Source organism: Macrococcus epidermidis (assembly GCF_003259695.1).
Taxonomy (GTDB): Bacteria; Bacillota; Bacilli; order Staphylococcales; family Staphylococcaceae; genus Macrococcoides; species Macrococcoides epidermidis.
The window spans coordinates 911479-936185 of the sequence record NZ_PZJH01000001.1; the positions used below are offsets into that span (position 1 = coordinate 911479).

The 24707-nt window shown below is 34.2% G+C and carries 30 protein-coding genes; 2 read left to right on the forward strand and 28 right to left on the reverse strand.

Features of this window, described 5'->3' with window-relative positions; genetic code table 11:
• Positions 1 to 19: 19 nt before the first annotated feature.
• Genes bshA through BHU61_RS04725 form a run of 3 tightly spaced genes read right to left on the reverse strand, consistent with a single transcriptional unit; the run spans position 20 to position 1842 of the window.
• Entirely contained in the window at positions 20 to 1141 is a 1122-nt protein-coding gene (gene bshA, locus BHU61_RS04715; protein WP_111715008.1) for an N-acetyl-alpha-D-glucosaminyl L-malate synthase BshA, read from the reverse strand.
• A 9-nt stretch (positions 1142 to 1150) separates the two neighbouring features.
• Entirely contained in the window at positions 1151 to 1519 is a 369-nt protein-coding gene (gene mgsA / locus BHU61_RS04720) for a methylglyoxal synthase (RefSeq protein ID WP_111715010.1), read from the reverse strand.
• Positions 1516 to 1842, reverse strand: coding sequence for a nucleotide pyrophosphohydrolase (locus tag BHU61_RS04725; protein WP_111715011.1), 327 nt, complete (start codon positions 1840 to 1842; stop codon positions 1516 to 1518). Before BHU61_RS04725 ends, mgsA begins: the two co-directional genes overlap by 4 nt.
• 60 nt (positions 1843 to 1902) lie before the next feature.
• On the opposite strand from BHU61_RS04725, the gene BHU61_RS04730 reads away from it, so the two are divergent.
• Positions 1903 to 2781, forward strand: coding sequence for a YitT family protein (locus BHU61_RS04730; protein ID WP_111715013.1), 879 nt, complete (start codon positions 1903 to 1905; stop codon positions 2779 to 2781).
• Between the two features lie 122 nt (positions 2782 to 2903).
• Here BHU61_RS04730 and BHU61_RS04735 read toward each other — a convergent pair whose 3' ends face one another.
• From BHU61_RS04735 to cmk, 22 genes are all read right to left on the reverse strand, one after another.
• Positions 2904 to 3599, reverse strand: a complete 696-nt coding sequence (locus BHU61_RS04735; protein WP_111715015.1) for a zinc metallopeptidase — start codon at positions 3597 to 3599, stop codon at positions 2904 to 2906.
• A gap of 54 nt (positions 3600 to 3653) precedes the next feature.
• Positions 3654 to 4238: a DUF1405 domain-containing protein gene (locus BHU61_RS04740; RefSeq protein WP_379883764.1), complete on the reverse strand. Its 585-nt coding sequence runs from the start codon at positions 4236 to 4238 to the stop codon at positions 3654 to 3656.
• 48 nt (positions 4239 to 4286) lie between these two features.
• Positions 4287 to 5075, reverse strand: a complete 789-nt coding sequence (locus BHU61_RS04745) for a menaquinol-cytochrome c reductase cytochrome b/c subunit (protein ID WP_096076455.1) — start codon at positions 5073 to 5075, stop codon at positions 4287 to 4289.
• A 32-nt stretch (positions 5076 to 5107) separates the two neighbouring features.
• Positions 5108 to 5782, reverse strand: coding sequence for a menaquinol-cytochrome c reductase cytochrome b subunit (gene qcrB / locus BHU61_RS04750; RefSeq protein ID WP_086042577.1), 675 nt, complete (start codon positions 5780 to 5782; stop codon positions 5108 to 5110).
• An 11-nt stretch (positions 5783 to 5793) separates the two neighbouring features.
• Positions 5794 to 6297 (reverse strand): QcrA and Rieske domain-containing protein, encoded by a 504-nt coding sequence (locus tag BHU61_RS04755; protein WP_096076454.1) that lies wholly within the window; start codon positions 6295 to 6297, stop codon positions 5794 to 5796.
• Positions 6298 to 6415: 118 nt separating this feature from the next.
• Positions 6416 to 6841: a DUF2487 family protein gene (locus tag BHU61_RS04760; RefSeq protein ID WP_111715018.1), complete on the reverse strand. Its 426-nt coding sequence runs from the start codon at positions 6839 to 6841 to the stop codon at positions 6416 to 6418.
• Complete coding sequence (locus tag BHU61_RS04765) at positions 6831 to 7388, reverse strand: YpiB family protein (RefSeq protein WP_111715020.1); 558 nt, start codon at positions 7386 to 7388, stop codon at positions 6831 to 6833. The genes BHU61_RS04760 and BHU61_RS04765 overlap by 11 nt, the downstream gene beginning before the upstream one ends.
• A complete protein-coding gene (locus BHU61_RS04770; RefSeq protein ID WP_111715022.1) occupies positions 7388 to 8602 on the reverse strand; it encodes a tetratricopeptide repeat protein in 1215 nt (404 codons plus the stop codon). Before BHU61_RS04770 ends, BHU61_RS04765 begins: the two co-directional genes overlap by 1 nt.
• Positions 8602 to 9909 carry a 3-phosphoshikimate 1-carboxyvinyltransferase gene (aroA, locus tag BHU61_RS04775; protein ID WP_111715024.1) on the reverse strand — a complete coding sequence of 436 codons (1308 nt, stop codon included), beginning with the start codon at positions 9907 to 9909 and terminating at the stop codon, positions 8602 to 8604. Before aroA ends, BHU61_RS04770 begins: the two co-directional genes overlap by 1 nt.
• On the reverse strand, positions 9896 to 11020 hold the full coding sequence (locus tag BHU61_RS04780; protein ID WP_111715025.1) for a 3-dehydroquinate synthase: 1125 nt from the start codon (positions 11018 to 11020) through the stop codon (positions 9896 to 9898). Before BHU61_RS04780 ends, aroA begins: the two co-directional genes overlap by 14 nt.
• Positions 11021 to 12178, reverse strand: a complete 1158-nt coding sequence (gene aroC, locus BHU61_RS04785) for a chorismate synthase (protein WP_111715027.1) — start codon at positions 12176 to 12178, stop codon at positions 11021 to 11023. It lies immediately after the preceding gene.
• Between the two features lie 127 nt (positions 12179 to 12305).
• Complete coding sequence (ndk, locus tag BHU61_RS04790; RefSeq protein ID WP_111715028.1) at positions 12306 to 12752, reverse strand: nucleoside-diphosphate kinase; 447 nt, start codon at positions 12750 to 12752, stop codon at positions 12306 to 12308.
• Between the two features lie 72 nt (positions 12753 to 12824).
• The gene (gene hexs-b, locus BHU61_RS04795; protein WP_242444218.1) at positions 12825 to 13796 is read right to left on the reverse strand and encodes a hexaprenyl-diphosphate synthase large subunit; all 972 of its coding nucleotides are present in this window, start codon (positions 13794 to 13796) and stop codon (positions 12825 to 12827) included.
• Positions 13797 to 13817: 21 nt separating this feature from the next.
• Positions 13818 to 14525 (reverse strand): demethylmenaquinone methyltransferase, encoded by a 708-nt coding sequence (locus BHU61_RS04800; protein WP_111715533.1) that lies wholly within the window; start codon positions 14523 to 14525, stop codon positions 13818 to 13820.
• A gap of 40 nt (positions 14526 to 14565) precedes the next feature.
• Positions 14566 to 14961, reverse strand: coding sequence for a hypothetical protein (locus tag BHU61_RS04805; protein WP_111715031.1), 396 nt, complete (start codon positions 14959 to 14961; stop codon positions 14566 to 14568).
• Positions 14962 to 15079: 118 nt separating this feature from the next.
• Positions 15080 to 15352: an HU family DNA-binding protein gene (locus BHU61_RS04810; RefSeq protein ID WP_096076444.1), complete on the reverse strand. Its 273-nt coding sequence runs from the start codon at positions 15350 to 15352 to the stop codon at positions 15080 to 15082.
• A gap of 120 nt (positions 15353 to 15472) precedes the next feature.
• Complete coding sequence (locus BHU61_RS04815; RefSeq protein ID WP_111715033.1) at positions 15473 to 16186, reverse strand: hypothetical protein; 714 nt, start codon at positions 16184 to 16186, stop codon at positions 15473 to 15475.
• Positions 16179 to 16385 carry a DUF2768 family protein gene (locus BHU61_RS04820; RefSeq protein ID WP_099578261.1) on the reverse strand — a complete coding sequence of 69 codons (207 nt, stop codon included), beginning with the start codon at positions 16383 to 16385 and terminating at the stop codon, positions 16179 to 16181. The genes BHU61_RS04815 and BHU61_RS04820 overlap by 8 nt, the downstream gene beginning before the upstream one ends.
• Before the next feature lie 9 nt (positions 16386 to 16394).
• A complete protein-coding gene (locus BHU61_RS04825) occupies positions 16395 to 17393 on the reverse strand; it encodes an NAD(P)H-dependent glycerol-3-phosphate dehydrogenase (RefSeq protein WP_111715034.1) in 999 nt (332 codons plus the stop codon).
• A 12-nt stretch (positions 17394 to 17405) separates the two neighbouring features.
• Positions 17406 to 18716, reverse strand: a complete 1311-nt coding sequence (gene der, locus BHU61_RS04830; protein WP_096076440.1) for a ribosome biogenesis GTPase Der — start codon at positions 18714 to 18716, stop codon at positions 17406 to 17408.
• 127 nt (positions 18717 to 18843) lie between these two features.
• Positions 18844 to 20004, reverse strand: a complete 1161-nt coding sequence (gene rpsA / locus BHU61_RS04835; RefSeq protein ID WP_111715036.1) for a 30S ribosomal protein S1 — start codon at positions 20002 to 20004, stop codon at positions 18844 to 18846.
• Between the two features lie 81 nt (positions 20005 to 20085).
• A complete protein-coding gene (gene cmk / locus BHU61_RS04840; RefSeq protein ID WP_111715038.1) occupies positions 20086 to 20742 on the reverse strand; it encodes a (d)CMP kinase in 657 nt (218 codons plus the stop codon).
• 75 nt (positions 20743 to 20817) lie between these two features.
• Here cmk and BHU61_RS04845 point away from each other — a divergent pair, with 75 nt between their 5' ends.
• Complete coding sequence (locus BHU61_RS04845) at positions 20818 to 21780, forward strand: asparaginase (RefSeq protein ID WP_111715039.1); 963 nt, start codon at positions 20818 to 20820, stop codon at positions 21778 to 21780.
• Between the two features lie 24 nt (positions 21781 to 21804).
• Here BHU61_RS04845 and BHU61_RS04850 read toward each other — a convergent pair whose 3' ends face one another.
• From BHU61_RS04850 to BHU61_RS04860, 3 genes are read right to left on the reverse strand one after another with little or no spacing between them, the layout of a single operon-like run.
• Complete coding sequence (locus tag BHU61_RS04850) at positions 21805 to 22779, reverse strand: YpdA family putative bacillithiol disulfide reductase (protein ID WP_111715041.1); 975 nt, start codon at positions 22777 to 22779, stop codon at positions 21805 to 21807.
• Positions 22780 to 22829: 50 nt separating this feature from the next.
• Positions 22830 to 23471, reverse strand: a complete 642-nt coding sequence (locus BHU61_RS04855) for a CBS domain-containing protein (RefSeq protein ID WP_111715043.1) — start codon at positions 23469 to 23471, stop codon at positions 22830 to 22832.
• Positions 23472 to 23494: 23 nt separating this feature from the next.
• A complete protein-coding gene (locus tag BHU61_RS04860; protein WP_111715044.1) occupies positions 23495 to 24670 on the reverse strand; it encodes a LysM peptidoglycan-binding domain-containing protein in 1176 nt (391 codons plus the stop codon).
• Positions 24671 to 24707: the final 37 nt, after the last annotated feature.

Below are 24707 nucleotides of genomic sequence, written 5' to 3' on the forward strand. Positions count from 1 at the left end.
AACTACTCCATTTTTGATATTAATTTTTAACTAAAGATTGGTAGATTGCCTCGTATTGATCTGTAATAATTGTAGAATGGAATCTTTCATTAATATCAACTTTCATCGCTTTCTGAAATTTTGAATATAAATTATCATTCATAAGTAATTCAATGGCGTATTCACTTGCTTGAACTGTATCCCCTACATCTACAATATATCCTGTTTCATTATGTTTAATGACTTCCTGAATACCGCCAGCTGTTGTTCCGATACACACGACACCGGTATGCATCGCTTCAAGCAATACAAGTCCAAAACTTTCTTTTTCACTCATCAATAAGAATAAATCAGCCATTTGATAATAGCTCGCTACCTTATCCTGTTTACCTAAAAACATGACATCTTCAAGAACACCTAGTTTTTTTGCATAGCTTCTCATTTTCGATAGTTCTGGACCATCACCTAATAAAATGAGCTTAGACTTTAACTTTGCTCTTACTAAACTAAACGTTTTAATTACATCCTGAATGCGTTTTACTTTCCTAAAATTTGATACATGAATCAACACTTTATAATTATCAGGTATACCATAACACGCTCTTAATGCTTTATTATCAATTGGTTCAAAATCTTTTTCATTAATAAAGTTGTATACTGTATTGATTTCCTTATCAGGTGCAATAATATCATATGTTTCCTGTGTTAATGCATTACTCACACTTGTGACTATATCGCTCTCTTCGATACCAAATTTTATGGCACCCTTTAATGTTGAATCGTACCCAAGAACCGTAATATCAGTACCATGTAAAGTTGTTACAATACCTACATCTTTTCTGGCAATTTGACGTGCAAGGATACCACAAATTGCATGTGGTACAGCATAATGCATATGTAATACATCAAGGTCATACACATTGATAACTTCCGCAATTTTAGTTGCCAACGTAATATCATAAGGTGGATACTGAAAAACTGAATATTGATTAACATCAACTTGATGGATCGTAATATTTGGCATTTGGAACTGTATTCTAAATGGGGTGTTAGAAGTAATAAAATGGACGTCATGGCCTCTCTCTGCCATCTTTATTCCGAGTTCAGTTGCAATAATTCCTGAACCACCCATTGTAGGGTAACATGTTATACCTATCTTCATAATGACCTCCTATAATGACTCAAAATACGTAATAATTGCTAGAGCGCTACCTTCGTTTGTAGCAAGTGGTACATCATAAACATCAGACAACCGTAACAATGCACTGACATCTGGTTCATGAGGTTGCGCAGTCAAAGGATCACGGAAGAAAAAGATGGCATCAATTGCTTTATTAGCGACTAATGCACCAATCTCCTGGTCACCACCGAGTGGTCCTGATTTAAACCTTGTTACATTCAAACCCGTTCTTTCAATTACACGTAGACCAGTTGTGCCTGTTGCAAACAACTGATGTTTAGTAAATTCATCTATGTGATCTTCAATAAACTTAACTAGCGCATCTTTTTTCTGATCATGTGCGATAATAGCAAACTTCACTCCTTATCCACCCTTTCAAAGCGATTTTTATCCCTATTATTAAATTTATCCATCGTCTGATTAAAACTTTCTGTCAAATCAATATTCATTGAGTTAGCAAGACAGATTAACACAAAAAGATTATCAGCAAGTTCTAATCCAATCTCTTTTTCTTTTTCACTAAGTTTCTTTTGTTTTGGACCATACACATGAATAATTTCTCGTGCCAATTCCCCGACTTCTTCTGTTAATCTCACCATATTTTCCATTGGTGAAAAATAACCAAGTTTAAATTGATTTATATATGCATCGACTTCTTGTTGCATTTCTAATAATGATTTCATAATTACCTCCAAAATATTAACATTATTATGTATAATTAATTTTATAAAGGGGGTTAATAAATGCAAAAAACGATTCAAGTAAAATTAATTAATATTATCATGATTCTTATCGGTGCATTTATTTTTAGTTTTGGTATCGTAAATTTTAATATGGCTAATGCGCTGACAGAAGGTGGTTTTACCGGTATTGCTCTAATATTATATCATTTATTTCATTTCAGCCCTGCTATATTGAATTTAATCTTTAACATTCCACTTTTCTTTGTAGGATATAAACTATTAGGGAAACTTTCATTTATCTATACCTTAATCGGTACTTTAAGTGTATCGTTATTTCTTGGTATTTGCGAAAAATATCCATTACATATTAATTTAAAAGATGATTTACTTCTCGCTAGTTTATTTGGCGGTGTATTTATTGGTGCAGGTCTCGGCATTATCTTTCGATTCGGAGGAACAACCGGTGGTGTTGATATCCTTGCCCGACTTATGAAAAAATATTTCGAAGTACCGATGGGAAGAACGATGTTCGCATTCGATTGTCTCGTTATTCTTGCAACATATTTAACATTAGGTGATTATCGCATTACAATGTATACACTCGTCTGTGTATTTGTTGGAGCGCGCGTCATCGATACAATCCAGGACTCAGGTTACTCTGCACGAGGTGCAATGATTATTTCTGAGCAACATCAGGCAATTTCTGATGAAATCAGTAACGTATTAGAACGTGGTGTTACATTAATCTCAGCACATGGACATTATTCTAAAACTGACCGTCCAATAGTATACTGTGTCGTGCCAAGAAATGAAATCACACGTCTAAAACAGGTCATTAACAGTATAGATCCACATGCCTTTGTATCATTGCTAGATGTACACGACGTGTTAGGCGAAGGATTTACTTTAGATGAATTTAAAAAGCCGATAGAAAGATAGTATAAAAATAATAAAATACATAATTAAAACACCATATCTTTAAATCAACGAATGATTTATAGATATGGTCGGTTTTATAAATTAGTTATATTAATTATAAGTTGCTTAATGATTCAGCATGATTAATCTGAATTTCTTGCCATCATAAAAAATCTTAAGAACTCTGCAACAGCTACTGCAGTCGCTGCAACATATGTCATTGCTGCTGCAGATAAAACAGTTTTAGCATGACGGTATTCTTCTTCATTAACAATATGCAATGCTTCAATCTGATTCATCGCACGCTTACTTGCATCAAACTCAACCGGTAATGTAACGATTGAGAATAATACTGCAAATGACATTAACACAACACCAGCCCATATAGCCATTGTTCCAATGCCACCACCTTGTTGGCTCATTCCAGTTAATACTGCACCAATCATGATAAGTATGTAGCTAAATGTTGTCCCTAAATTTGCTAATGGTACTAAAGCACTTCGTACTTTAAGCATTCCGTAACCTGTAGCATGCTGAATTGCATGACCAACTTCGTGTGCAGCAATTGCAGTTCCAGCAACACTTGGTTGTCTGAAATTAGATGGACTAAGTACTACAACCTTTTTATTAGGGTCATAATGATCTGATAAGAACCCTTCACCTTCAATAACTCGAACATCTGTAATACCGTTTGCTGCTAAAATTTCTTCAGCTACTTGTTGTCCAGATTTTCCACTTGTAGAACGTACGCGACTATATTTATTATAAGTAGACTTTACTTTATATTGGAAATACATCGGTACTAACATAATGATAATAAAATACAGGATATAACTCATTAATGTATTGCCTCCTTATATTAGATTAGTTTTATTTTATTAAAATGGTCAAAATTAATCAAATGTTATGTCCTTATCCATGATGTAAAGTAGTAGCACAAAACATAATATCGATAACCAGTATGAAAAATATCCAATATGTTGTATGTATTCATTCAACATACTATATACAGGATACTGCATATAGACATAATCTATGACATCATTATGAAATACCCACATTGCAGTAAATAAAACGTGTTTTAAGCTTATTTTGAATAATGGAAAGAAAAGAAGTGCCTGCACCGCCATGATGGCATGTGATATACAGAGCATTAAACCGATAGCTGTCACCTGACCTAATTCAATAAAGGTAAATATATTCATCATTACTGCCCATATGCCATATTTAATAAGCGTGATAAATGCAAGGCATTCAAACAACGGTAAATGTTTTTTAAATAAAATAGTTGTAAGCGCAATAATTAAAAATAAAGTGGCTGTCGGACTGTCTGGTACAAACGGAATAAAATACCATTTCGTTTCAGTAAGTTGTCCCATATACCAATAATAGCCATAAAGCGTACCTAAAAGATTACACAGAATTATGAAAATAAGAAATACTTTATTCTGAATCCAGTAATAAATTTGATCTATCATCATGCACCTCATAAAAAAAGAATCATCACATGGATGATTCTTTAGTTATTATTTCTTAAGTGGTTTACCATTTTCGTCAGTTTCTTCTAAACCTTCGATAAATTTACCAACTTCTTTAATTTGTTCTTTTGTTAAAGTATCTTTAAATGATGGCATTGCACCACTACCTTTTTCAACAAAACCTTCAACAGCAGCTGCAGGTAATTGAGATTTAACTAAGTTAGGACCAGCCCCACCAGTTAATTCTCCACCGTGACAACTTGTACAGTTAGATTTAATAATCTTTTCGTACGTTGGATCTTTCTTGTCTAAGTTAGTGAATACAATCTTACCTTGAGCAGCTTGTTTCTTCCAATCATGATAATGAGAAGATTCCCACGTAGTGTAGAAGATTATAGCAACTGCAAGTAACATAAATCCAGAAGCTAAAGGACGTTTTGTCCATTTACGCTCAGGGCCTCTGTCTAACCATGGTGCTAACATTAATGCACCGAAAGCAATACCTGGCATTACAATTGCACCAAATGTATTAAATGGACCTGATGCGTAAGTATATTTTAAGATTTGATATAAGAATAAGAAATACCAGTCAGGTAATGGTGTATAACCAGTGTCTGATGGATCTGCGATACGCTCTAATGGAGATGGATGCGCAACTGTTAAACATAAATATGCAACTAAGAATACTGCTCCAGTCATCCATTCTTTTAATAAGAAATCAGGCCAGAAACTTTCTGTTTTACCTGGAAATTCTGAATAATCTCGATTTAATTTTGGTTTCTCATATGATTTAATACGAGAATCTCCAACAAATTTCATACCTTTTCCGCGATGCATCTATATTACCTCCTTTTATAGTGTATTCGTGTTTATAGTGGCCCCGAAATACCTTGTTTTCTGATCATGATAAAGTGAGCTGCTAACAACGCGAATAAACATGCAGGCAAGAAGAATACATGAATAGCGAAGAATCGCGTTAATGTTTGTGCACCGACAATTTGTGGGTCTCCAGCTAATAACGTTTTAACCCATGGACCGATAAACGGTACAGATTCTGCAATTTGTAAACCTACTTTTGTTGCAAATAAAGCTTTCATATCCCATGGTAATAGATAACCTGTAAACGATAATCCTAACATTACGAAGAAAATTAATACGCCGACTAACCAGTTTAATTCACGAGGTTGTTTATAACTACCTGTAAAGAATACACGAAGCGTATGTAAGAACATCATGACTACAACTAAACTTGCACCCCAGTGATGCATACCACGTACAATAACACCTGCTGCAACATCATGCTGTAAATAATAAACTGATTTCCATGCATTTACGATATCTGGTACGTAGTACATTGTTAAGAACATACCTGATAATACTTGAATTACTGTGATGAAAAACGTTAAACCACCAAAACAATAAACGAATGCAGAAAAGTGATAAGCAGGGTTAACATGCTCAGGCACCTCATGATCTGCGATATCGCGCCAGATTGGTGTAATATCAAGTCTGTCATCGACCCAATCATAGATTTTATCGATCATTTTTTACCCTCCTATTTCACTAATTCATTTGGATGTTTTTTACCGATTGTAAGCATTCCGCCTTTATCACCAGTTTCATACTGATCTAAAGGTCCAAGTGGTGGTGTACCAGGAACATTTTTACCATTCTTCTCGTAACGACCATTATGACATGGACAGAAGAATTGGTTTGGATTTGATTTATCACCATTCCAGGCAACAGTACAACCTAAGTGCTTACAAACTGGAGACATTGCAATAATGTTTTCCCCATCTTTATAAACCCATGCAAATTCTGTTACTTCGCTCGTATACCATGCATCTTTTTGTTCGAATTTGAAGTCAACTTTCGTTGGTTCTTCAGTAATTTCCGAAACTTTAACGCTTGTTGTTATCATATCTCCTGCTGCTCCAGATTTAAACACAGGATCTAACGCAAAGCGCCCTAAAGGCATAACCATACCAGCAGCCATAAATGATCCAACTCCCATTAAGGAATAGTTTAAAAATTGGCGTCTTGTGACACGTTGGCTCATTTAATTTTCCCCCCTCTAACGCGATTCTTTTATATAAAATATACTAGGACATATCAATTTTAGCTTATTAAGGTGGCTTGGTCAATAAGATGTCACAAATTATGTAATAAAATTGTCATTATTTATTCCATAAAATAATAATTGATTTCATCAATGATTTGATGTTCTCTTGTACGAACTCCTGTTTCATTTCATGATCTAATGTTTCTAATGGTAAAATATTTATTTTATGTACATTTTCTTTTTCAAGATTAAATTTTTGTGGTATCACAAATACCAGGTTTTTAAATCCGAATGTTTGTAATTGTGATTCGATAGTATCAAGGATTTTAATATCATCTATGAGCTGAATAGGTGGTACTACTAACAGACGACCTTTAAATTGTTGTTCTACTCCCATCGTTACATATTGAATCATTTCATAATGATCAGCGATGTCCATCAAATGTTTTGAGTAATCCACCGGTACAACCGGAATAATTGCAGTGTCGATATATTCAAGTTGATCCTGCAAAGTTTTTAGATCCTGATGATTAAATAACATGTTTTCTTTTCCCCTCTAAATCAATTTTTAATTGCGTAAGCATTGCAAAACGGATCTGATTTTTTGTAAGTAAAGTGTCTTCTATTGCGTAGTTAATCTGTTCAATCAAATAACTAAATAACTTAGGATTTGTGAATATTTCATACAAATCTATTTTCATTTCAATATAATCAATGTTTAAATCGTTTTCATCCATCACCAGGAAATCAATTTGATACATTAACTCCTGCTGACATATAATATCGTATTTCAAATCACTAAATAATATATTAACGTATAACTGTTTTTTGTTATTTAGTAGATAATGGAAAATAACATCACTATCAGTATAAATACCATGACTTAATATCAAATGTACTTTAAAATGATTAAAAATGATTAACTGATCTTTTAGTTGGGTCGTTTTTTTAAATTGTATATGTTCTAAAATATTTGGTTTATCTTTAATTAAATTAAGTAACCACACCGTATTTTTATCATGAATTTCATATTGATTGAGTAAATACTTTATGAATCCACTACGTTCATCAATGATATTGTAATTCATTAAGCATCAATATCCGCATTCGGGTCGATTTGAAGTATTAACGCATACAATTGTTCGGCAAGTTTTACATCTGCAATCTCACGTGCATAGTTATAATAATCCGTTAAGAATTGTGTATTATCTTTTAGCACATTATAGCTTTCGGCATAAAAATGTTTCGCTTCTGTATCTTTTTCTAATTGCTGATAACTAAAAGCCAGATGCCACATCACTGTTGGATCTAAATCTTCTTCGTCTATATATGCAAATAATTTCACAAGATCTTCATATGCTTCTTCTTCTCTATAGTAATCAGCAAGTAATAATGATGCTTCAACATATGATGGATCTATTGTTAACGCCTGAATTAAATATTCAACCCCCTTTTCATTATGCATCTTAATCATGATGCGTCCTGTATCAACAAGCAACTCTTTATAAAACTCATTTAAACTTAAACCTTTTTGTCCTACAATGATTGCATCATTGTATTTACGTTCGCTTTCTAACAAGTTTACGAGTAATAAATAAGCCTGCATATAATCCGGATCTTTATCTAATAAGGTTTGCAATGTTTGAATACTGCGTTCTATACGATCTGCTTTCTGATAACTGATCGCCATCTTGAAATAATCATCACTTAGCATATCCTTGTCATCTATTTTTTCATAATGTTCTACCGCTTCTTCATAGTCACCTGATTGTAAGACACAATCAGCTAAGCGAGATTGAATATTAACATTATTGACACGGTCAATTCCATTATTTAACAAATATTCATAACTTCGTGCTGCCGGTAAATATTGACCGTCAAAATAATAGAGTTCAGCAAGTGCAAAACTTATAATTGGATCCTCACTGGACATCGTATATGCCTGTTTCACTTTTTCAATCGCTACTTCAAGCATATCCTGCTGTTGATAGATATCAGCTTCTAACATTAAACGTTCTACAGTTAGTGGTGTATTATGTAGTACCTCTATCGCCTTATCATGTTGATTATCATCAATTAAACATTCAATATAATAAGCCATAACATCTGGTTCATCAGGATACAGCTCAAATAATCTTGCGAACACCTTCAATCCTTGTGGATTAAGGCCATATTGCAATAATGTATCCCCGAGTTGAAATAAAGCGTCATGATCATCAGTAAATAGTGCTCCGTCAATTGATTCGTACAGATTGTCCAAATTTTGCAGATGAATCTGGTCAATGATCTGATAAATATCCATTATTTTCCTCCTTGTAGTGTTCTTAAATCATCCATAAATGATGGATACGATATATTAACTGCTTCAAAATGATCAATTTCAATATCTTCATTTTCTAATAAATTCGCAATTGCAAGCAGCATACCAATACGATGATCATTAAAAGATGAAAATCGCGTGTTTAGCATCGATTCTTTTTCATGCCCATAAATTATCATACCATCATCAGTAGCTTCTAAATGATAACCGAGCTGATTCAAACTTTCAACTACCTTGTCTATTCTGTTCGTTTCCTTTACCTTCAATTCTTCTGCATCACGTATCATACTTCTACCACGCGCCTGTGTCATCAATAATGCAATAATCGGTATCTCATCAATTAATGTTGGGATCATATCCCCATAAACATCTGTTGCATTTAACTGGGCTGTATATTTCACCTCTATATCGCATATCGGTTCCGCGCCGTCAGAAACAGATTTTAAAGAAATTTGTCCACCCATTGCCTGTACAACTTCAATAATACCAGAACGTGTCATATTTGTTCCGACATTTCTGATGACAATATGACTTCCGGGAATGATTAAACCGGCTACGATAAAGAATGCAGCAGAAGAAATATCACCAGGTACTTGTACATCAGTAGTTACTAAATTATCTATGGAATGCGCTGGTAAGTGGATATAATCATCTTGCTTCTCAACCTCAATGCCAAACTGTTGAAACATGAGTTCTGTGTGGTTACGTGAAGTCACCTGTTCTTTTAACATAACATCGCTTTTTGCATACAAACCTGCAAATAATATCGCTGACTTTACTTGAGCACTTTTAACCTGCATATCATATGTTATCCCATTAATATTAGCAATATTATTCATGCTATTGATAACAAGTGGTGTACGACTATTATTTTGACTACCAGTAATATCCACACCCATTAAACGCAACGGTTCAATGACACGATCCATCGGTCTTTTCGCTATTGAATCATCACCACTCATCACAGACATAAATGGCAGCCCCGCAAGTACACCAGACAATAACCGTGTCGTTGTGCCTGAATTACCAGTGTCCAGCACTTGTGTAGGCTCAACAAAATTACGATAACCTTGCGCGTTAATTATTATTTCTTTATTTACTTCATTAACCCGAATATCCACGCCTAACTTTCGGAAAATATTAATCGTACTCAAACAATCTTCACCTAATAAAGGGTCTATGATTTTCATTTTTCCTTCCGATAAACTACCTAAGATAATTGCGCGATGTGTGATTGACTTATCGCCAGGTACTTTTATCTCGCCTGTTAATCCTTTACTTTTCACCATAACAACTCCTTAATACAGTAACCCAGCGCTCAAAAGACTTTTTCAATGTGCCGTATTCAAATGATTTCAAATAAAACACATCTTCTAAATGACCTTGTCGTTGTTTCATGACAACAAAACTAATACTTTCAGTTTCATTTTTCTTATCTTTACTGAGCAGTGCGTAATAATGTTCAAATGATTTCACTTCTACTTCTGGAAACCCTAGCTGAATCAGCCAATGATAAAACTTTTCGATTACATTTTCTTCATATCCACTTAAAATAAGTGCATACATCATCCCATGTATAACAGCAATACCATGTGGCAATTTGTGCGAAAATTCTAAAGCATGTCCTAACGTATGTCCAAAGTTTAAATATTTACGTACGCCACTTTCTAACTCATCACGCTCTACGATATTCAGTTTTGTTTGAATGCCATAAGTAAGCCATGTTTGTATTTTAAGCATATCTTTTAAGTCGTCCGGTTTATTAAATACCTGCATTAATCTTGATAAATCATCATTTACGATATCACTTATCTGATTTACTTTGTAATTGCCATTCAATAATACGTGCTTCAAGATTTCAGCAAACCCACTTAAAAGCTCAGCATCATTTAAAGTATTCAAAAAAGAAATATCATATATCACTCCATCAGGTCGTTTAAATGCACCGATTAAATTCTTGCCATGTTTAGAATTTATTCCTGTCTTTCCTCCAATTGCAGCATCATGAGCTAAGATCGTAGTAGGTACCTGAATGAACGAGATACCACGTAATAAACTTGCAGCAACATAGCCTGTAAAATCTCCAGTAGCCCCTCCACCGATAGCAATCAAGCAATCATTACGTTTAATATTTTTTTCAAGTAATAGTTCTATCATTGTATTAAAATGATACATCGTCTTTACAGCTTCACCTGAAGGAATCAACATTTTATCAATATCATATCTTTTCATGAATGCATCTATCTTTGCTTTGTGAAGACGATACACATAAGTATCAATTAATGCATAACATTTGTGATAATGATTTAGATCATATTCCAGTTCCAATGCATTTTCTGAAACAATAATCTCATAATTTTTCGCCTTTTGGTCCACCTGATAATTTGTTATGAGTTTCATCTAGAACTCCTTAATATAAGTTTTGTGACGTTCAATATTATCCTGTAATTGAGCTAAATCATTGGATTGAAACTCATCTAGTATTTCTTTCGCAATCTCAAAAGCAACAGCATGTTCACAAACAATTGATGCTGCCGGCACAGCACAGCTATCACTGCGTTCTATAGAAGCTTTATATACTTCCTTTGTATTAATATCGACTGAATCAAGCGGTTTGTATAGTGTTGGAATAGGCTTCATTACAGCATTAACGATAATTGGCATGCCATTGGTCATCCCGCCTTCAAATCCTCCAAGCTGATTAGATAAGCGATAATATCCTGACTTATTATAACCAATGGGATCCTGCACTTGACTACCGGGTAAATGCTTCATATCATAGCCTGCACCAAATGACACTGCTTTAAATGCATTAATGCTAATAACAGATTGTGCCACTTTACCATCTAATTTACGGTCATAATGCACATAGCTTCCTAAACCAGCTGGAACGTTCTCTACAATAACCTGTACTTCACCGCCGATAGAATCCCCATTTGATTTTGCCTGATCGATTGTATCTCGCATCTGTTGTGCAACATTGTCATCTATACAACGCACATCATTATTATCATTATTTTCTTTAATCGTATGAATTGGATAATCGTTATTATCTCTAGCACCACCAATTTCAACGACACGTGAAAATATATCAATACCCAGCTGACTCAATAACACTTTGCAGACAGCACCTACTGCAACACGCGCAGCCGTTTCACGTGCACTAGAACGTTCTAACACATTACGGAGATCACGATGGCGATATTTCATGCCGCCTACTAAATCAGCATGTCCTGGACGTGGTTTGGTTATAACACGTTTTACAGGTTCTGTATCATCTTTTGGATCTACACCCATCACTTTCAACCAATGTTTATGATCATCATTTGTAATCTCTAAAGTAATCGGTGAGCCAAGTGTAACACCGTGCCTCACACCAGAAGTTATCTCTACAGTATCTTTTTCAATCTGCATACGTCTACCTCGGCCATAACCACCTTGACGTTTAAATAATTCCTGATTGATCTTATCGCTTGTAAGCTGCATGTTAGAAGGCATACCTTCTATAATGACTGTGAGTTTAGGACCATGTGATTCTCCCGCTGTTAAAAATCTCAAAATAATCGCTCCTTAATATTTATCATTACTAAATCTTATCAAATATATGCTTGTTTCTCCAATGTATTATATTTAAATCCAAATAAAAAAAGACAGTCATCAAAATGATAACTGTCTATCTTATGAATTAGTACACCCAAGCAGATGTAACTAAGTTGTAATCTATAATTTCTTCTTGTTTGAACCATAATGCGATTTCTTTTTCCGCTGATGCTACTGAATCAGAACCGTGGATAATATTTTTACCAACTGTCATACCATAGTCACCACGAATTGTTCCTGGTGCACTTTCAGCAGGATTAGTTTTACCAACTAATGTACGTCCAATTTCCACTACATTCTCCCCTTCTAAAACCATTGCAAAAACTGGTCCAGAAGTAATGAAATCAACTAATTCTCCGAAGAAAGGTTTTTCACTATGTTCACCATAATGTGTCTTTGCTAAATCTTCAGACACTGTCATTAATTTAGCACCTACAATTTTAATCCCTTTGTTTTCGATGCGTTTTACGATTTCTCCAACAAGTCCTCGTCCTACGCCATCAGGTTTAATCATTAAGAAAGTTTTTTCCATTATTTATCCCTACCTCATTGTTTTTTGTGTAGCCTAGAATATTTTATCATTGTAAGCGATTTCTTTCAATTCCTAATATACACGGTAAAGCATTTTTTCATGTATTTCCAGAAGATGCTTTTTTTCTTCGCTATCTGGTAATTGATTTAAATGATATTTTGCTTTCTCCGCATACTGTTTACTTAAGCGTTTCGTAGCTTCAATGCCATAAGTTCTAACATTGATGATAATGAATTCAAATATCGCTTCGTTTTGTTTATTTTCCAGATTGATGATAATTTGTTCTAACTTTAATCTTTCAGGATTATCTTTATTATTTATAGCTGCCATTAATGGATATGTGATATGTCCGTTACGAATATCGCTAGCAACTGGCTTACCTAATGTTATTTCATCACTTGTATAATCCAACATATCATCTATAATCTGATAGCTCATGCCGATATAATGCCCAAATTTGCGAATATGAAATAATGATGATCGTTCAACATAAGTACTTATCGCACCAAGTACACAACTGGCTTCAATTAATATCGCAGTTTTACGATTAATACGACGTAAATATTGTGTAAATGATATTGGATATTGGAATCGATCTGCCATCTGATCAAACTCTCCGAAACATACTTCCAGAATGGTCTGACTAAATACTTTATGAAAATCTGTTTGATTAATATCACTAATATTTGTTAATGCTTTTGCCAGTAAAAAGTGACCTGTTCGAAGTGCAATATCTTTATCAAATGCAGTATGCACACTCATTACGCCGCGACGTTTATCACTATTGTCAATATAGTCATCATGAACTAAACTTGCCATATGAATTAATTCTAAGCTTACAGCAGTATTTAATAGATTTTCATAATATTTATCATCACCCATCAGACCCGTTAGTAAGACAAACATCGGTCTGACGCGTTTGCCACCTGATTGCAATGTATGCATACTTGCCTGTTGTATCACATTTGAGTTGCTATGGATAACTCGATTTAAATGTGCTTCAACTCTTGTGATATGTGGTTTTAAATATGACTTATAACTCATTGCAACCATCCATTTCTTTTATTATTTCTTAGGTTTGTAAGCTTTATGCATCGCACTTACGCCACCAGTAAATCCTTTAAATTTAATATGGGTAAAACCCACACCTGCCATTAATTTTGCTAATGTATATTTATCTGGGAAATCAAAAGCTGATTGTTGTAACCAGCTATATTCTTTCATTGATTTTGCAAATACTTTTCCGAACAATGGCATAACGTATTTGAAATACAATGTATATCCTTCTTTAAAAACAGGCATGGTTGGATGACTTGTTTCTAAAATCACAATCATGCCACCTGGTTTTAAGACACGATAAATTTCTGCCAATCCTTTTTCAAAGTCCGGTAAGTTTCTTAAACCAAATCCAATGGTTACATAATCAAATTGATTATCTTCAAAAGGCATATCCATCGCATTACCATGAATTAGTTCTATATTGTCATAGCCCTTTACTTTCTTCTTCGCTACTTCCAGCATATTCTCACTAAAATCAAGCCCGGTTACGTGACCGTCTGGTCCAACCGCATTAGCCATCTGTATCGTCCAGTCACCTGTACCGCAACAAACATCTAAAGCTTTCGACCCTTTTTTTACTTTCATTTGCTTCATCGTATATTTACGCCAAGCTTTATGTTGATTGAAACTAATAATGTCATTTAATTTATCATATTTTGTTGAAACGTTTTGAAAGACGTTATGTACCATTTCAGTTTTTTCTTCGCTTGTCATTGGTTTTGACATTTAAGCCACCACTTTCATCTATGTATAGTTAAGCCATAAAAGGCATTACAAAAATATTATCGATTTTTTCTTTCACTGTAGGATCATTTGACTGCGAATATTGTTGCTTAAGTTCATTTTGTCTTGCAACACATTCAGTAAGTACCTGATATTGCGTTTGTTGGAAAGGTGATGCTAAATAACGATAGAATAATGCACTTAATAAATCGGTTGAGAGCACATATCGATCTTTATTGCTATCATCCACCATATCCTGCATGCGCATACTTGTGTCAATCGCAAGTATCGCACATTTCGTCTGATCATCAAGATCTAACAATTTCGTTTGTGCTAATATATCCTGGTTGACTTGTATCATTTCGAAAAAGGGATATCGCTTCTTTAATTGGTCAATATCGTTTAGGAATCTTTCATAAAAGCTCATCGTCTTTACCTCTATCGTTTATTCTTTTTCTATTATAACTTAATATTAGAAAATTTAAACAAGATTAAACCGATTAGGAAAAAAATAAAAAGCCCTATTCGGGCTTTTTATAACACAATTATTTAACTGCGTCTTTTAATGCTTTACCAGCTTTAAATGCTGGGACTTTACTAGCTGGAATATCGATTTCTTTACCTGTTTGTGGGTTACGACCCTTACGAGCAGCACGTTCACGAACTTCAAAGTTACCAAAACCGATTAATTGTACTTTCTCACCATTTGATAATGATTTTTGAATTGATTCAAAAACAGCATCAACAGCTAAACCTGCTTCTTTTTTAGTTAAGTTAGCACTTTCTGAAACCGCATTGATTAAGTCTGTTTTATTCACGTCAATTCACCTCCCCAAAGGTTATGTAAATGATACGAAAGTATCATTCTGTAATGACTTTAACATAATAAACGTTGTCACTGCAACGATTAATACAAAAAAATGAATAAATTTTTCATTTTAATGCTGTACTGTTCTGAAAATTGGTTCATTTTTCTCATTTATTGTATATGGAACAGAATATGCTGGTAATACTGGAGAATCTTTGTAAAGAATGTATCTGATATCTGTACCTTTCTTTAACTTAAGATGATTTTCATTAATCTTTTTACCAAGATCAATCGTATAATCGATTTTAAATTCATTACCACCATTAATATATATCGGTAGACTTTCATCACTATATGGACTTTTTACTGTCGGATACTTTTTTAGTCCATATTTTTTATAGTCTATCTTATAAAGGTTTGGTCCAATTTTTTTGCCTAAAGCGAGCATATCTGATTTTGTCTCAAGTCGTATCCTTAAATTTTTCAAAGCTTCAGAAGTTCTTAAGTCGATTAATTTAACAGTAGGATTTTTTTCTACATCCATTAAAACGTATTGATAGTAGCCTCCCATTTCAAAAGAACTTCCTGGTAACTGAGATAAATATTTTGGTTTTAATTTTTCAAAGTCTACAGGATGTTTTAAGTAAATTTCGTAGGACATATCTCGTTCTTTAATTGGTAATAAACCTCCACTATCTTTTTGATAGCTATCGACAGCACTTTGTACCATTTTTAACTGATCTTCAGGCGCTACTTGATTTTGAGCAAGTTCTTCTTTCGGATACATACAACCTGATAAGATAAATGATACTACAAGCAATAATCCAATAATTCTTTTACCCATGGCTCGACCCACCTAACACAACAAACATGAGTAATGCACTTATAATGAGCGCAATATAAGCTAAGCCGGTAACAATTACATTTAAAATTTTATTTTTTACTTTAAAACGCGCTACGTAAATTAACATCATAGCAAGTAACATAAGGCCTAATGAATAAAAAGAAACCCACATTAGGTCCATTTTAGATATATTGAACATAATTTCCCTCTATTCATTCTTTTTTTCTCGGCTCATGAGTTCCATGACACCAGTATTAACATCTAATCCTTCAAATAATAATTTATAGAGCGCAGAAGTTATCGGCATTTCAACATTAAAGGCTTTAGACATTTCGTAAGCTGCATCCGTAGTTCTAACACCTTCAACAACCATCCCCATCTGAGCTAATGCCTCATCTAACGTTGCTCCTTTACCAAGCATGTTCCCACACTTCCAGTTACGTGAATGTACTGATGTACACGTTACAATTAAATCTCCAATTCCGGCTAAACCTAAAAATGTCATTGGATCTGCACCCATCTTAGTACCAAGTCTCGTAATTTCAGCTAAACCACGTGTCATAAGTGCAGCTTTAGCATTATCACCATAACCTAAACCATCTGTAATACCTGCTGCTAATGCAATAATATTTTTTAAGGCACCGCCGATTTCTACACCGATCAAATCATCATTAGTGTAGACTCTGAAATATTCATTCATAAATAAATCCTGTGCGATTCGAGCAACAGATATATCTTTTGATGCAACTGCTACCGTTGTTGGTTGTTTTATAGCTACTTCCTCCGCATGACTAGGCCCACTTAATACACCTACACCTTTTAATAGCGCAGTATCCATTTCCTCTTCAATCATTTCAGAGATACGTTTAAAAGTTAAAGGTTCGATTCCCTTGGAAACATGTATGATTATTTTTGGCGCTTCACTTACATCATTGATTTGAATCGTTACAGAACGTATCGCTTTTGTCGGAACAGCCAAAATTAATATTTCAGCATGTCGCACTGCTTGTTTCAAATTAGTTGTTGCTTTTAAAGATTTATTCAATTGTGCCGCAGGTAAATATTTATGATTCGTATGTTGTTCATTTAATTCATTAATTGTCGCTTCAGTTTTACCCCACATCAGACAATTATGACCGTTATCAGCGAGGACATTTGCTAGTGCAGTACCCCAGCTTCCGGTACCAATTACAGAAACGTTTGTCATTAATTACACCCCTTAGTTTCGTTTGCGGGCAATAATATGAACTGGTGTGCCCTCAAATCCAAATGCTGCTCTTATTCTATTTTCAAGGAATCGTTTATATGAGAAATGCATCATTTCTACATCATTTACAAAAACAACAAATGTCGGTGGTTCGATAGCAACTTGTGTTGAATAGAATATATTTAATCGACTGCCATTATGTGTTGGCGTTGGATTCATCGCAACAGCATCTGTTATAACTTCATTTAAAGTACTACTTTGAACACGTTTACGGTGATTTTCACCTGCTTCATTGATGAATGGGAATAATGTTTTTAATCGTTTACCTTCAAGTGCAGAAACGAACGCAATACGCGCATAATCTAAAAATTGGAAGTTCTCTCTCACTTTATCTTCAAATTTCTTCATCGTTTTAGAATCTTTTTCAACTGTATCCCATTTATTTACAACAATGACTACTGCTTTCCCCGCTTCATGTGCATAACCTGCAATTTTCTTATCCTGTTCGATAATTCCAGTATCAGCATCAAGCACTACTAATACAACATTTGATCTTTCGATTGCCTTTAATGCACGTAATACAGAATAACGTTCAGTCGTTTCATATACTTTACCTTTTTTACGCATACCAGCAGTGTCAATCATAACGTATTCCTGATCTTCAAATGTATAAACCGTGTCAATTGCATCCCTTGTTGTTCCTGCAATAGGTGACACGATTACACGTTCTTCACCTAATATTGCATTTATTAAACTAGATTTACCTACATTTGGACGACCAATTAAAGAGAATTTAATGACATTATCATCATATTCCTCTTCAGGTTGTTCAGGGAAATGTTTACTAGCTTCATCCAGTAAATCACCAATTCCTAATCCGTGTGAACCAGAAATCGGGAAAGGTTCTCCAAATCCTAAAGAATAAAACTCATAAATATCAGTACGCATTTCTGGATTATCAATTTTATTCACTGCAAGTACGACTGGTTTACTTGATTTGAATAATAATTTCGCTACAAATTCATCTTCAATCGTAATGCCGTCACGACCATTAACCATAAAAATAATGACATCTGCTTCATCAATGGCAATCTCTGCCTGCGCACGAATTTGTTCCTGAAAAGGTTCATCGCCAAGTTCTATACCACCAGTATCAATGATATTGAATTCATGTGTTAACCATTCACCACTTGAATATATTCTATCTCTCGTAATCCCCGGCGTATCTTCTACGATTGAGACACGCTCTCCTATAATCCTATTGAAGATTGTAGATTTGCCGACATTCGCTCGGCCTACAATCGCTATTGTTGGTTTTGTCAATTTTGTTCTTCCTCTCAAATAATATCTGTTCTATTTTAACACAGAAAGTGTGTTTATCAAATCGATATAAAAAATGCCGATATGCATACAGTATTATCTGTATACATATCGACATGTAAAAACTAAATTATAAATTTAAACCTTTAAATTTATCTCCGAAAACATCACCTAAAGTTGGTGCGTCTTCATCCGTTGTAGTTTGATTATTTAAATAAGAAGTATCAAAGTCTTCAGTTTGTTCTTCAGTTGCTTTAATTGATAATCCAATACGTTTTTCATCTTTATTAATATCTAAGATTTTAACTTTAACTTTTTGACCAGCTTCTAATACTTCATTTGGATTTCCGATATGTTCATGGCTAATTTGTGAAATATGAACAAGACCTTGTAAACCTTTGTCAATCTCAACAAATGCACCGAAGTTCGCTAAACGCATTACTTCACCTTCAACCACATCTCCAACTTTGAATTTTTCATCAATTGTTTCAAATGGCCCAGGTAAAGCAGCTTTAATTGATAATGACACACGTTCATTTTCTGGATCAACACTTAAAATTTTAACTTTTACTTTATCACCTACTGATAATGCATCTTCTACTTTATCAATATGGTCATGTGTAATTTGAGAAATATGAACTAAACCATCTACATCGCCAATATCAACGAAAGCACCGAAATTTGTCATGCGAAGCACTTCACCTTCAACCACTGCACCTTCTTCTAGATTTTGTAGACGTTCTGATTTTAAAGCTTTGTTTTGTTCAGCTTCAATCACTTTATGATTTAAGATTACTCTATTTTTTTCTTGATCTAATTCTTCAATTTTTAATGTTAATACTTTTCCAACATAATCAGAGAAATCTTCAATATAGCTTGTAGAAATTAATGATGCCGGGATGAATCCACGTAAACCAACATCTACAACTAATCCACCTTTAACAGCTTCTTTAACTTCAGCTTCTAAAGTTTCTCCATTCTCAAACTTTTGTTGTAAGGTTTCAAACGATTCAGATTCATCTAATTTACGTTTAGATAAAATGTAGTGACCATCTTCTTCTTTGTCTTCAATCTTAGTCACATATGCTTCAATTTCATCGCCAACTTTTACAACATCTTCCGCATTCTCAACGCGTAAGCTTGATAATTGACTGATTGGAATGATTCCATCATATTTAGCACCATCTAATTGTAATACAACATGTTTCTCTTCAATTGATTGAACAGTGCCTTTTACTTTGTCACCTTCATTAATTTCTAAAATCATGTTTTCGTTAAATTCTTCTGTCATTAGGGACGCCTCCTCAAAGTTTACAGCTTATAGCTTATAATAAACTTCTTATAAATTGACGATAAAGTCAAGAAATTCGCTTTAATTCTCAATAATTTCACGTGCTAATGTAATGATGTTATCTTTCACCGTTTCAATCGTCATGCCAGTTGTATCAATCTCGATCGCATCATTTGCCTTCACTAGAGGTGAAATTTCGCGTGTCATGTCGAGATGATCACGTCGTTCTATATCTTTAACGAGATCTTCGAAATTTGCTTCAATGCCTCGTTGCTGATTGTCTATTAGTCTTCTTTCAGCACGTTCAGTTACAGACGCTATCATATATACCTTAAGTTCCGCATCTGGGATAACATGCGTACCGATATCACGACCATCCATCACAACACCCTTTGCGGCTGTCATCTCCTGCTGTATACCCACAAGTTTCTCTCTTACAGCTTTTTGACTTGCAACATGACTTACATTTAAAGTTACATCATTTTCTCGAATGCGTTCTGAAACATCTTCTCCATTTAAATAAATTTTTTGACCATTATCATTGACAATTTTTAAATTTATATTTTGGACAAGTGTTTCAAAATCTACTTCAGGTTGTGCTAAATGTGCAAGTGTTATAGCACGATACATCGCACCTGTATCGACATAAACCATGCCAAGTTCAGATGCGACAAGTTTTGCAATGGTACTTTTACCAGCTGCAGCAGGACCATCCACTGCAATATTTATCTTTTTCATCTTATTACCTACCTTGTCGTTTAATCTTAATTATTTTATCATAGTAGTTATACGTTGTATATTTGGAGGATAAATATGAAAAATATTCTTGTGATGCATACTGGTGGTACAATCAGTATGTCAGAAAATGCGGAAGGATACGTTACAACAAACGAAGTCAATCCGATGTCGAATATCCAGTTAGACGCTTATGCCAATATTACTGAAATCCACCCTTTCCAAGTGCCCTCACCACATATCACCATTCAACATATGAATGAACTTAGAAAGAAAATTATTCAGGAAATCTATAATGAGAATTATGATGGTATCGTGATCACGCATGGAACAGATACTTTAGAAGAAACTGCATATTTCCTGGACTTAACACTGAATGTAAGTATTCCGGTCATATTAACTGGTGCAATGCGCTCTTCAAATGAAATTGGATCAGATGGATTATATAATTATATTTCTGCAATAAAAGTCGCTTGTCATGAAGCAAGTCAAAATAAAGGCGTATTAGTTGTATTTAACGATGAAATTCATAGTGCCACTAACGTCACTAAAACACACACATCTAATACGAGTACCTTCCAGAGTCCAAATTACGGACCGCTCGGTATCGTCACTAAAAATAATGTTTATTTCCATCACTTACCAATATTGAATCATCCACTCGTAAAAGTAGATGAAACAAAAAAAGTTGGATTAATCAAAGCACATAGTGATCTTGATGAAGCATTACTTTCATTCTTTGTAGAGCAAAACTACGATGGTTTAGTAATCGAAGCACTCGGACAGGGAAATTTACCGCCTTCTAGTTTAGCCGGCATCAATAAACTGATTGATGCAGAAATTCCAGTAGTACTCGTATCTCGCTGTTTTAACGGCATAGCAAGTAATACATACCACTATGAGGGTGGCGGTTATGAATTAAAAGAAAAAGGACTTATTTTTTCGAATGGATTAAACGGCCAGAAAGCAAGACTTAAACTTTTGATAGCTTTAAGCAATAATTTAGACCAGGAAGCATTAAATTCTTATTTCAGCAAATAAAAATAGGACATCACTGTCCTATTTTTATTTTGACTTTTTAGTTAAAATGCTATCAACAATCATGCCACCATGAAATTTTCCATTCTCGATAAATATTGTATTGGCATCATTACCTGCTGCAATAACACCCGCTATATACAGATTTTCGACATTTGTTTCCATTGTTGCACGATCGTAAAATGGCGCAGTGCCATATTCATTTGTCACAAGCTCAATACCCATAGATGCTAAGAATTCATAATCCGGATGATAACCAATCATCGCAAACACTGTATCGTTTTTTATATTGATTTCACCGTCCGGCGTACTAATTGAAACTGTTGATTCATCGATGTTTGTTACATGACTTTCAAAATATAATTTGATTTTCTCATGATTAACAAGAGATTCATAGAGCGGTAATATCCATGGTTTTACACTTTTAGAATACGTTCTTCCTCTATACACTGCAGTAACGCGAGCACCCGCTTTCTCAAGTTCTAGTGCAGCATCTATCGCTGAATTCTTTCCACCAATGATCAATACATCCTGATCAAAATATGGATGTGCCTCCTTAAAATAATGGTGCACTTTTGGCAGATCACTCCCTGGAACATCAAGTGTATTATGCTGTCCATAATAACCAGTCGCAACTGTAAGATATGAACATTCATACGTTGCTCTACTCGTACTTACGATAAAACGATCATGAAGCTTTTCAACTTTGATTACCTCTTCATTCGCATGTATTGTTAAATCATGATGCTTCACCACTTCGCGATAATATACTAACGCTTGGTTTCTTTTCGGTTTATGCTCTTCTACAATAAAGGGTACATCACCGATGCCTAACTTTTCACTTGTTGAGAAGAAAGTTTGATGTGTTGGATAATTATAGATTGCTTCAACCACATTTCCTTTTTCAATGACGATATTTTCAATGCCTGCTTTTTTCTGTTCGATACTTGCAGATAACCCACATGGACCTGCGCCAATAATAATACTTTCAATCTTAATCACTCGTTTCACCTTCCGAAAAAAAGAGACTCCGGCTAAAGAGTCCCCTTTTATTAATTATCTTCCTGAATATCTAATACTTTAAATCCATTTTGTTTTAAATATTTAGTGAACTTCTTGATATTTTTATGATCTTCAACTTTAACGATCATTCTGCGATGCATTTTGTCTGTTTCATCAAATGTTACAAACGAAATGGCATTTAATTTAAATTTAGATAAAGCTGAAGCAAGACGTTTAATACGTCCTTCTGCATCAATAGAAGTAATCGCGATACGAACACCAGGTTTACTCATACCAAATGCAGATTTAAATTGTTCCATAACATCAAAACGTGTTACAACACCTAAAAATTCTTTGCGGTCATTAATAATACTCAAAATCGGAAAATCCTGTAATGTTAAGAATGATTCTTCAAAGAAAGTTGTGTCATTCACACTATATTCATCTAAAGTAAGAATTTCTCCTATTTTAGTTTGTTCCATAAATTCATCACGTAATTTTGGTGTTTTCATAAAGAAGAAATGTCTAAATATATCATATCGCGTTGCTGTACCCATATATTTCCCTTCTTCTACTACAGGCATTCCATCAATTCCATGATGTTCTAATTTATCCAAAACACTTTTAATCGTATCATTTGGATTTGCTACGTAACATTTTTCTTTCGGAATCATAATCGTTTTTAAATACATAAATCCATCCCCTTTGTATATAGTTATTCTGGTATTACTAAAGTTTGACCTGCAGAAAGATTGTTACCAGAAATGCCGTTTGCTCTTCTGATTTTCTCAACGTTTTCCGGAGATCCACTTCCATAATATTTAATTGCTATACGATATAAATTTTCTTTTGCACCAACAACATGTGATGCACCGCCATTTGTTCCCGTATTATTTGAAGAAGTATTATCAGCATTGTTATTTGTAGTTGAATTACTATTGTTTGTTGATGCATCGTTATTGTTTGTTGTTGCTGCATTATTATTAGTTGATGTATTGCTATCATTTGAATTTGCAGCAGTATCTTCAGTACTTTCATTCTCTGCGACTGCACTTTCTGTCGTAGCATCTTCCGTCGTTTTATTATTTTCTTCTGCCACTTTTTCTTCTGATGCTTTTTCTTCTGTTGATTTAGTTGCTGCAGTTTTATCTTTATTTTCTTTACCTTTGTTAACAACAACTTCTTCTGTTTTAGGTTTACCTTCATCCTGATTATTAATAAAGTTACTTAATAAGAAAATAATCGGTATCAATAATAATATCGCTGCAAGAAACGGTAGATACTTCTTCATTCCATTACCATCATCTTCTTTTTTGTCTTCAATCTCTTTATGGTCATGCTGCTTTTTATTAGCTGATGTTGCAGCTGCGACAGTACCTGTTGCACCCGCACCAACTACCGCTGCACCTGCAGCAGCTTTTTTCTTCTTATTATTAGATTCTTTTTGTGATACTTCCTTTTCTGTCTGTTGCTGAGCTGTATTTTTATTGCCATGAATTCCACTTTTATTTGAAGCAACATTTCCAACTACGCTTCCGCCAACACCTGTAGCTGATGCGATAATTGAGCGGTCTCTTTTTTTATTTTCTTTAACCGCTTCTCCATTAGTTTCAACAGCATCTCTATCTGTCTGCGCATCGTAAGTTACTTTTTCATCGGGTTGAATTGATTTTTCACGATTTTTTCGTTCCTGCGAACGATTTCTTCTTGAAGCCCCGCGTGGTGGAAATATTTCATTTGATTCAGTTTTTTTGACTTGTTCACTATCCACTTTATCTTCATTAACTGCTTCATTTTCAACAGCTTGATCTTGGTCTGACAATTCTTGTCTTTCTCGTTCAATTTTCTGTTTACTTTTTTCAAATTCATCTTTGAAATTATCTCTTGACACAATATCCACCCACTTAATTAATATTTTAATAATACAT

Excerpts from the sequence above, each read along its gene's own strand:
- BHU61_RS04765 (WP_111715020.1), bottom strand. The coding sequence starts at position 7,388 with ATGAATTACAATATCATTGATGAACGTAGTGGATTCATAAAGTATTTA.
- qcrB (WP_086042577.1), bottom strand. The coding sequence starts at position 5,782 with ATGATCGATAAAATCTATGATTGGGTCGATGACAGACTTGATATTACA.
- BHU61_RS04815 (WP_111715033.1), bottom strand. The coding sequence starts at position 16,186 with ATGGGTAAAAGAATTATTGGATTATTGCTTGTAGTATCATTTATCTTA.
- BHU61_RS04845 (WP_111715039.1), top strand. The coding sequence starts at position 20,818 with ATGAAAAATATTCTTGTGATGCATACTGGTGGTACAATCAGTATGTCA.
- BHU61_RS04740 (WP_379883764.1), bottom strand. The coding sequence starts at position 4,238 with ATGATAGATCAAATTTATTACTGGATTCAGAATAAAGTATTTCTTATT.
- BHU61_RS04735 (WP_111715015.1), bottom strand. The coding sequence starts at position 3,599 with ATGAGTTATATCCTGTATTTTATTATCATTATGTTAGTACCGATGTAT.
- rpsA (WP_111715036.1), bottom strand. The coding sequence starts at position 20,004 with ATGACAGAAGAATTTAACGAAAACATGATTTTAGAAATTAATGAAGGT.
- BHU61_RS04725 (WP_111715011.1), bottom strand. The coding sequence starts at position 1,842 with ATGAAATCATTATTAGAAATGCAACAAGAAGTCGATGCATATATAAAT.
- BHU61_RS04800 (WP_111715533.1), bottom strand. The coding sequence starts at position 14,525 with ATGACAAGCGAAGAAAAAACTGAAATGGTACATAACGTCTTTCAAAAC.
- BHU61_RS04745 (WP_096076455.1), bottom strand. The coding sequence starts at position 5,075 with ATGCATCGCGGAAAAGGTATGAAATTTGTTGGAGATTCTCGTATTAAA.
- BHU61_RS04780 (WP_111715025.1), bottom strand. The coding sequence starts at position 11,020 with ATGAAACTCATAACAAATTATCAGGTGGACCAAAAGGCGAAAAATTAT.
- bshA (WP_111715008.1), bottom strand. The coding sequence starts at position 1,141 with ATGAAGATAGGTATAACATGTTACCCTACAATGGGTGGTTCAGGAATT.
- BHU61_RS04770 (WP_111715022.1), bottom strand. The coding sequence starts at position 8,602 with ATGGATATTTATCAGATCATTGACCAGATTCATCTGCAAAATTTGGAC.
- BHU61_RS04755 (WP_096076454.1), bottom strand. The coding sequence starts at position 6,297 with ATGAGCCAACGTGTCACAAGACGCCAATTTTTAAACTATTCCTTAATG.
- ndk (WP_111715028.1), bottom strand. The coding sequence starts at position 12,752 with ATGGAAAAAACTTTCTTAATGATTAAACCTGATGGCGTAGGACGAGGA.
- BHU61_RS04760 (WP_111715018.1), bottom strand. The coding sequence starts at position 6,841 with ATGTTATTTAATCATCAGGATCTAAAAACTTTGCAGGATCAACTTGAA.
- BHU61_RS04825 (WP_111715034.1), bottom strand. The coding sequence starts at position 17,393 with ATGACAAACGTTTCTGTAATTGGTACCGGAAGCTGGGGTACTGCACTA.
- BHU61_RS04855 (WP_111715043.1), bottom strand. The coding sequence starts at position 23,471 with ATGTATTTAAAAACGATTATGATTCCGAAAGAAAAATGTTACGTAGCA.
- BHU61_RS04820 (WP_099578261.1), bottom strand. The coding sequence starts at position 16,385 with ATGTTCAATATATCTAAAATGGACCTAATGTGGGTTTCTTTTTATTCA.
- hexs-b (WP_242444218.1), bottom strand. The coding sequence starts at position 13,796 with ATGAGTTATAAGTCATATTTAAAACCACATATCACAAGAGTTGAAGCA.
- aroA (WP_111715024.1), bottom strand. The coding sequence starts at position 9,909 with ATGGTGAAAAGTAAAGGATTAACAGGCGAGATAAAAGTACCTGGCGAT.
- BHU61_RS04730 (WP_111715013.1), top strand. The coding sequence starts at position 1,903 with ATGCAAAAAACGATTCAAGTAAAATTAATTAATATTATCATGATTCTT.
- BHU61_RS04805 (WP_111715031.1), bottom strand. The coding sequence starts at position 14,961 with ATGAGCTTTTATGAAAGATTCCTAAACGATATTGACCAATTAAAGAAG.
- cmk (WP_111715038.1), bottom strand. The coding sequence starts at position 20,742 with ATGAAAAAGATAAATATTGCAGTGGATGGTCCTGCTGCAGCTGGTAAA.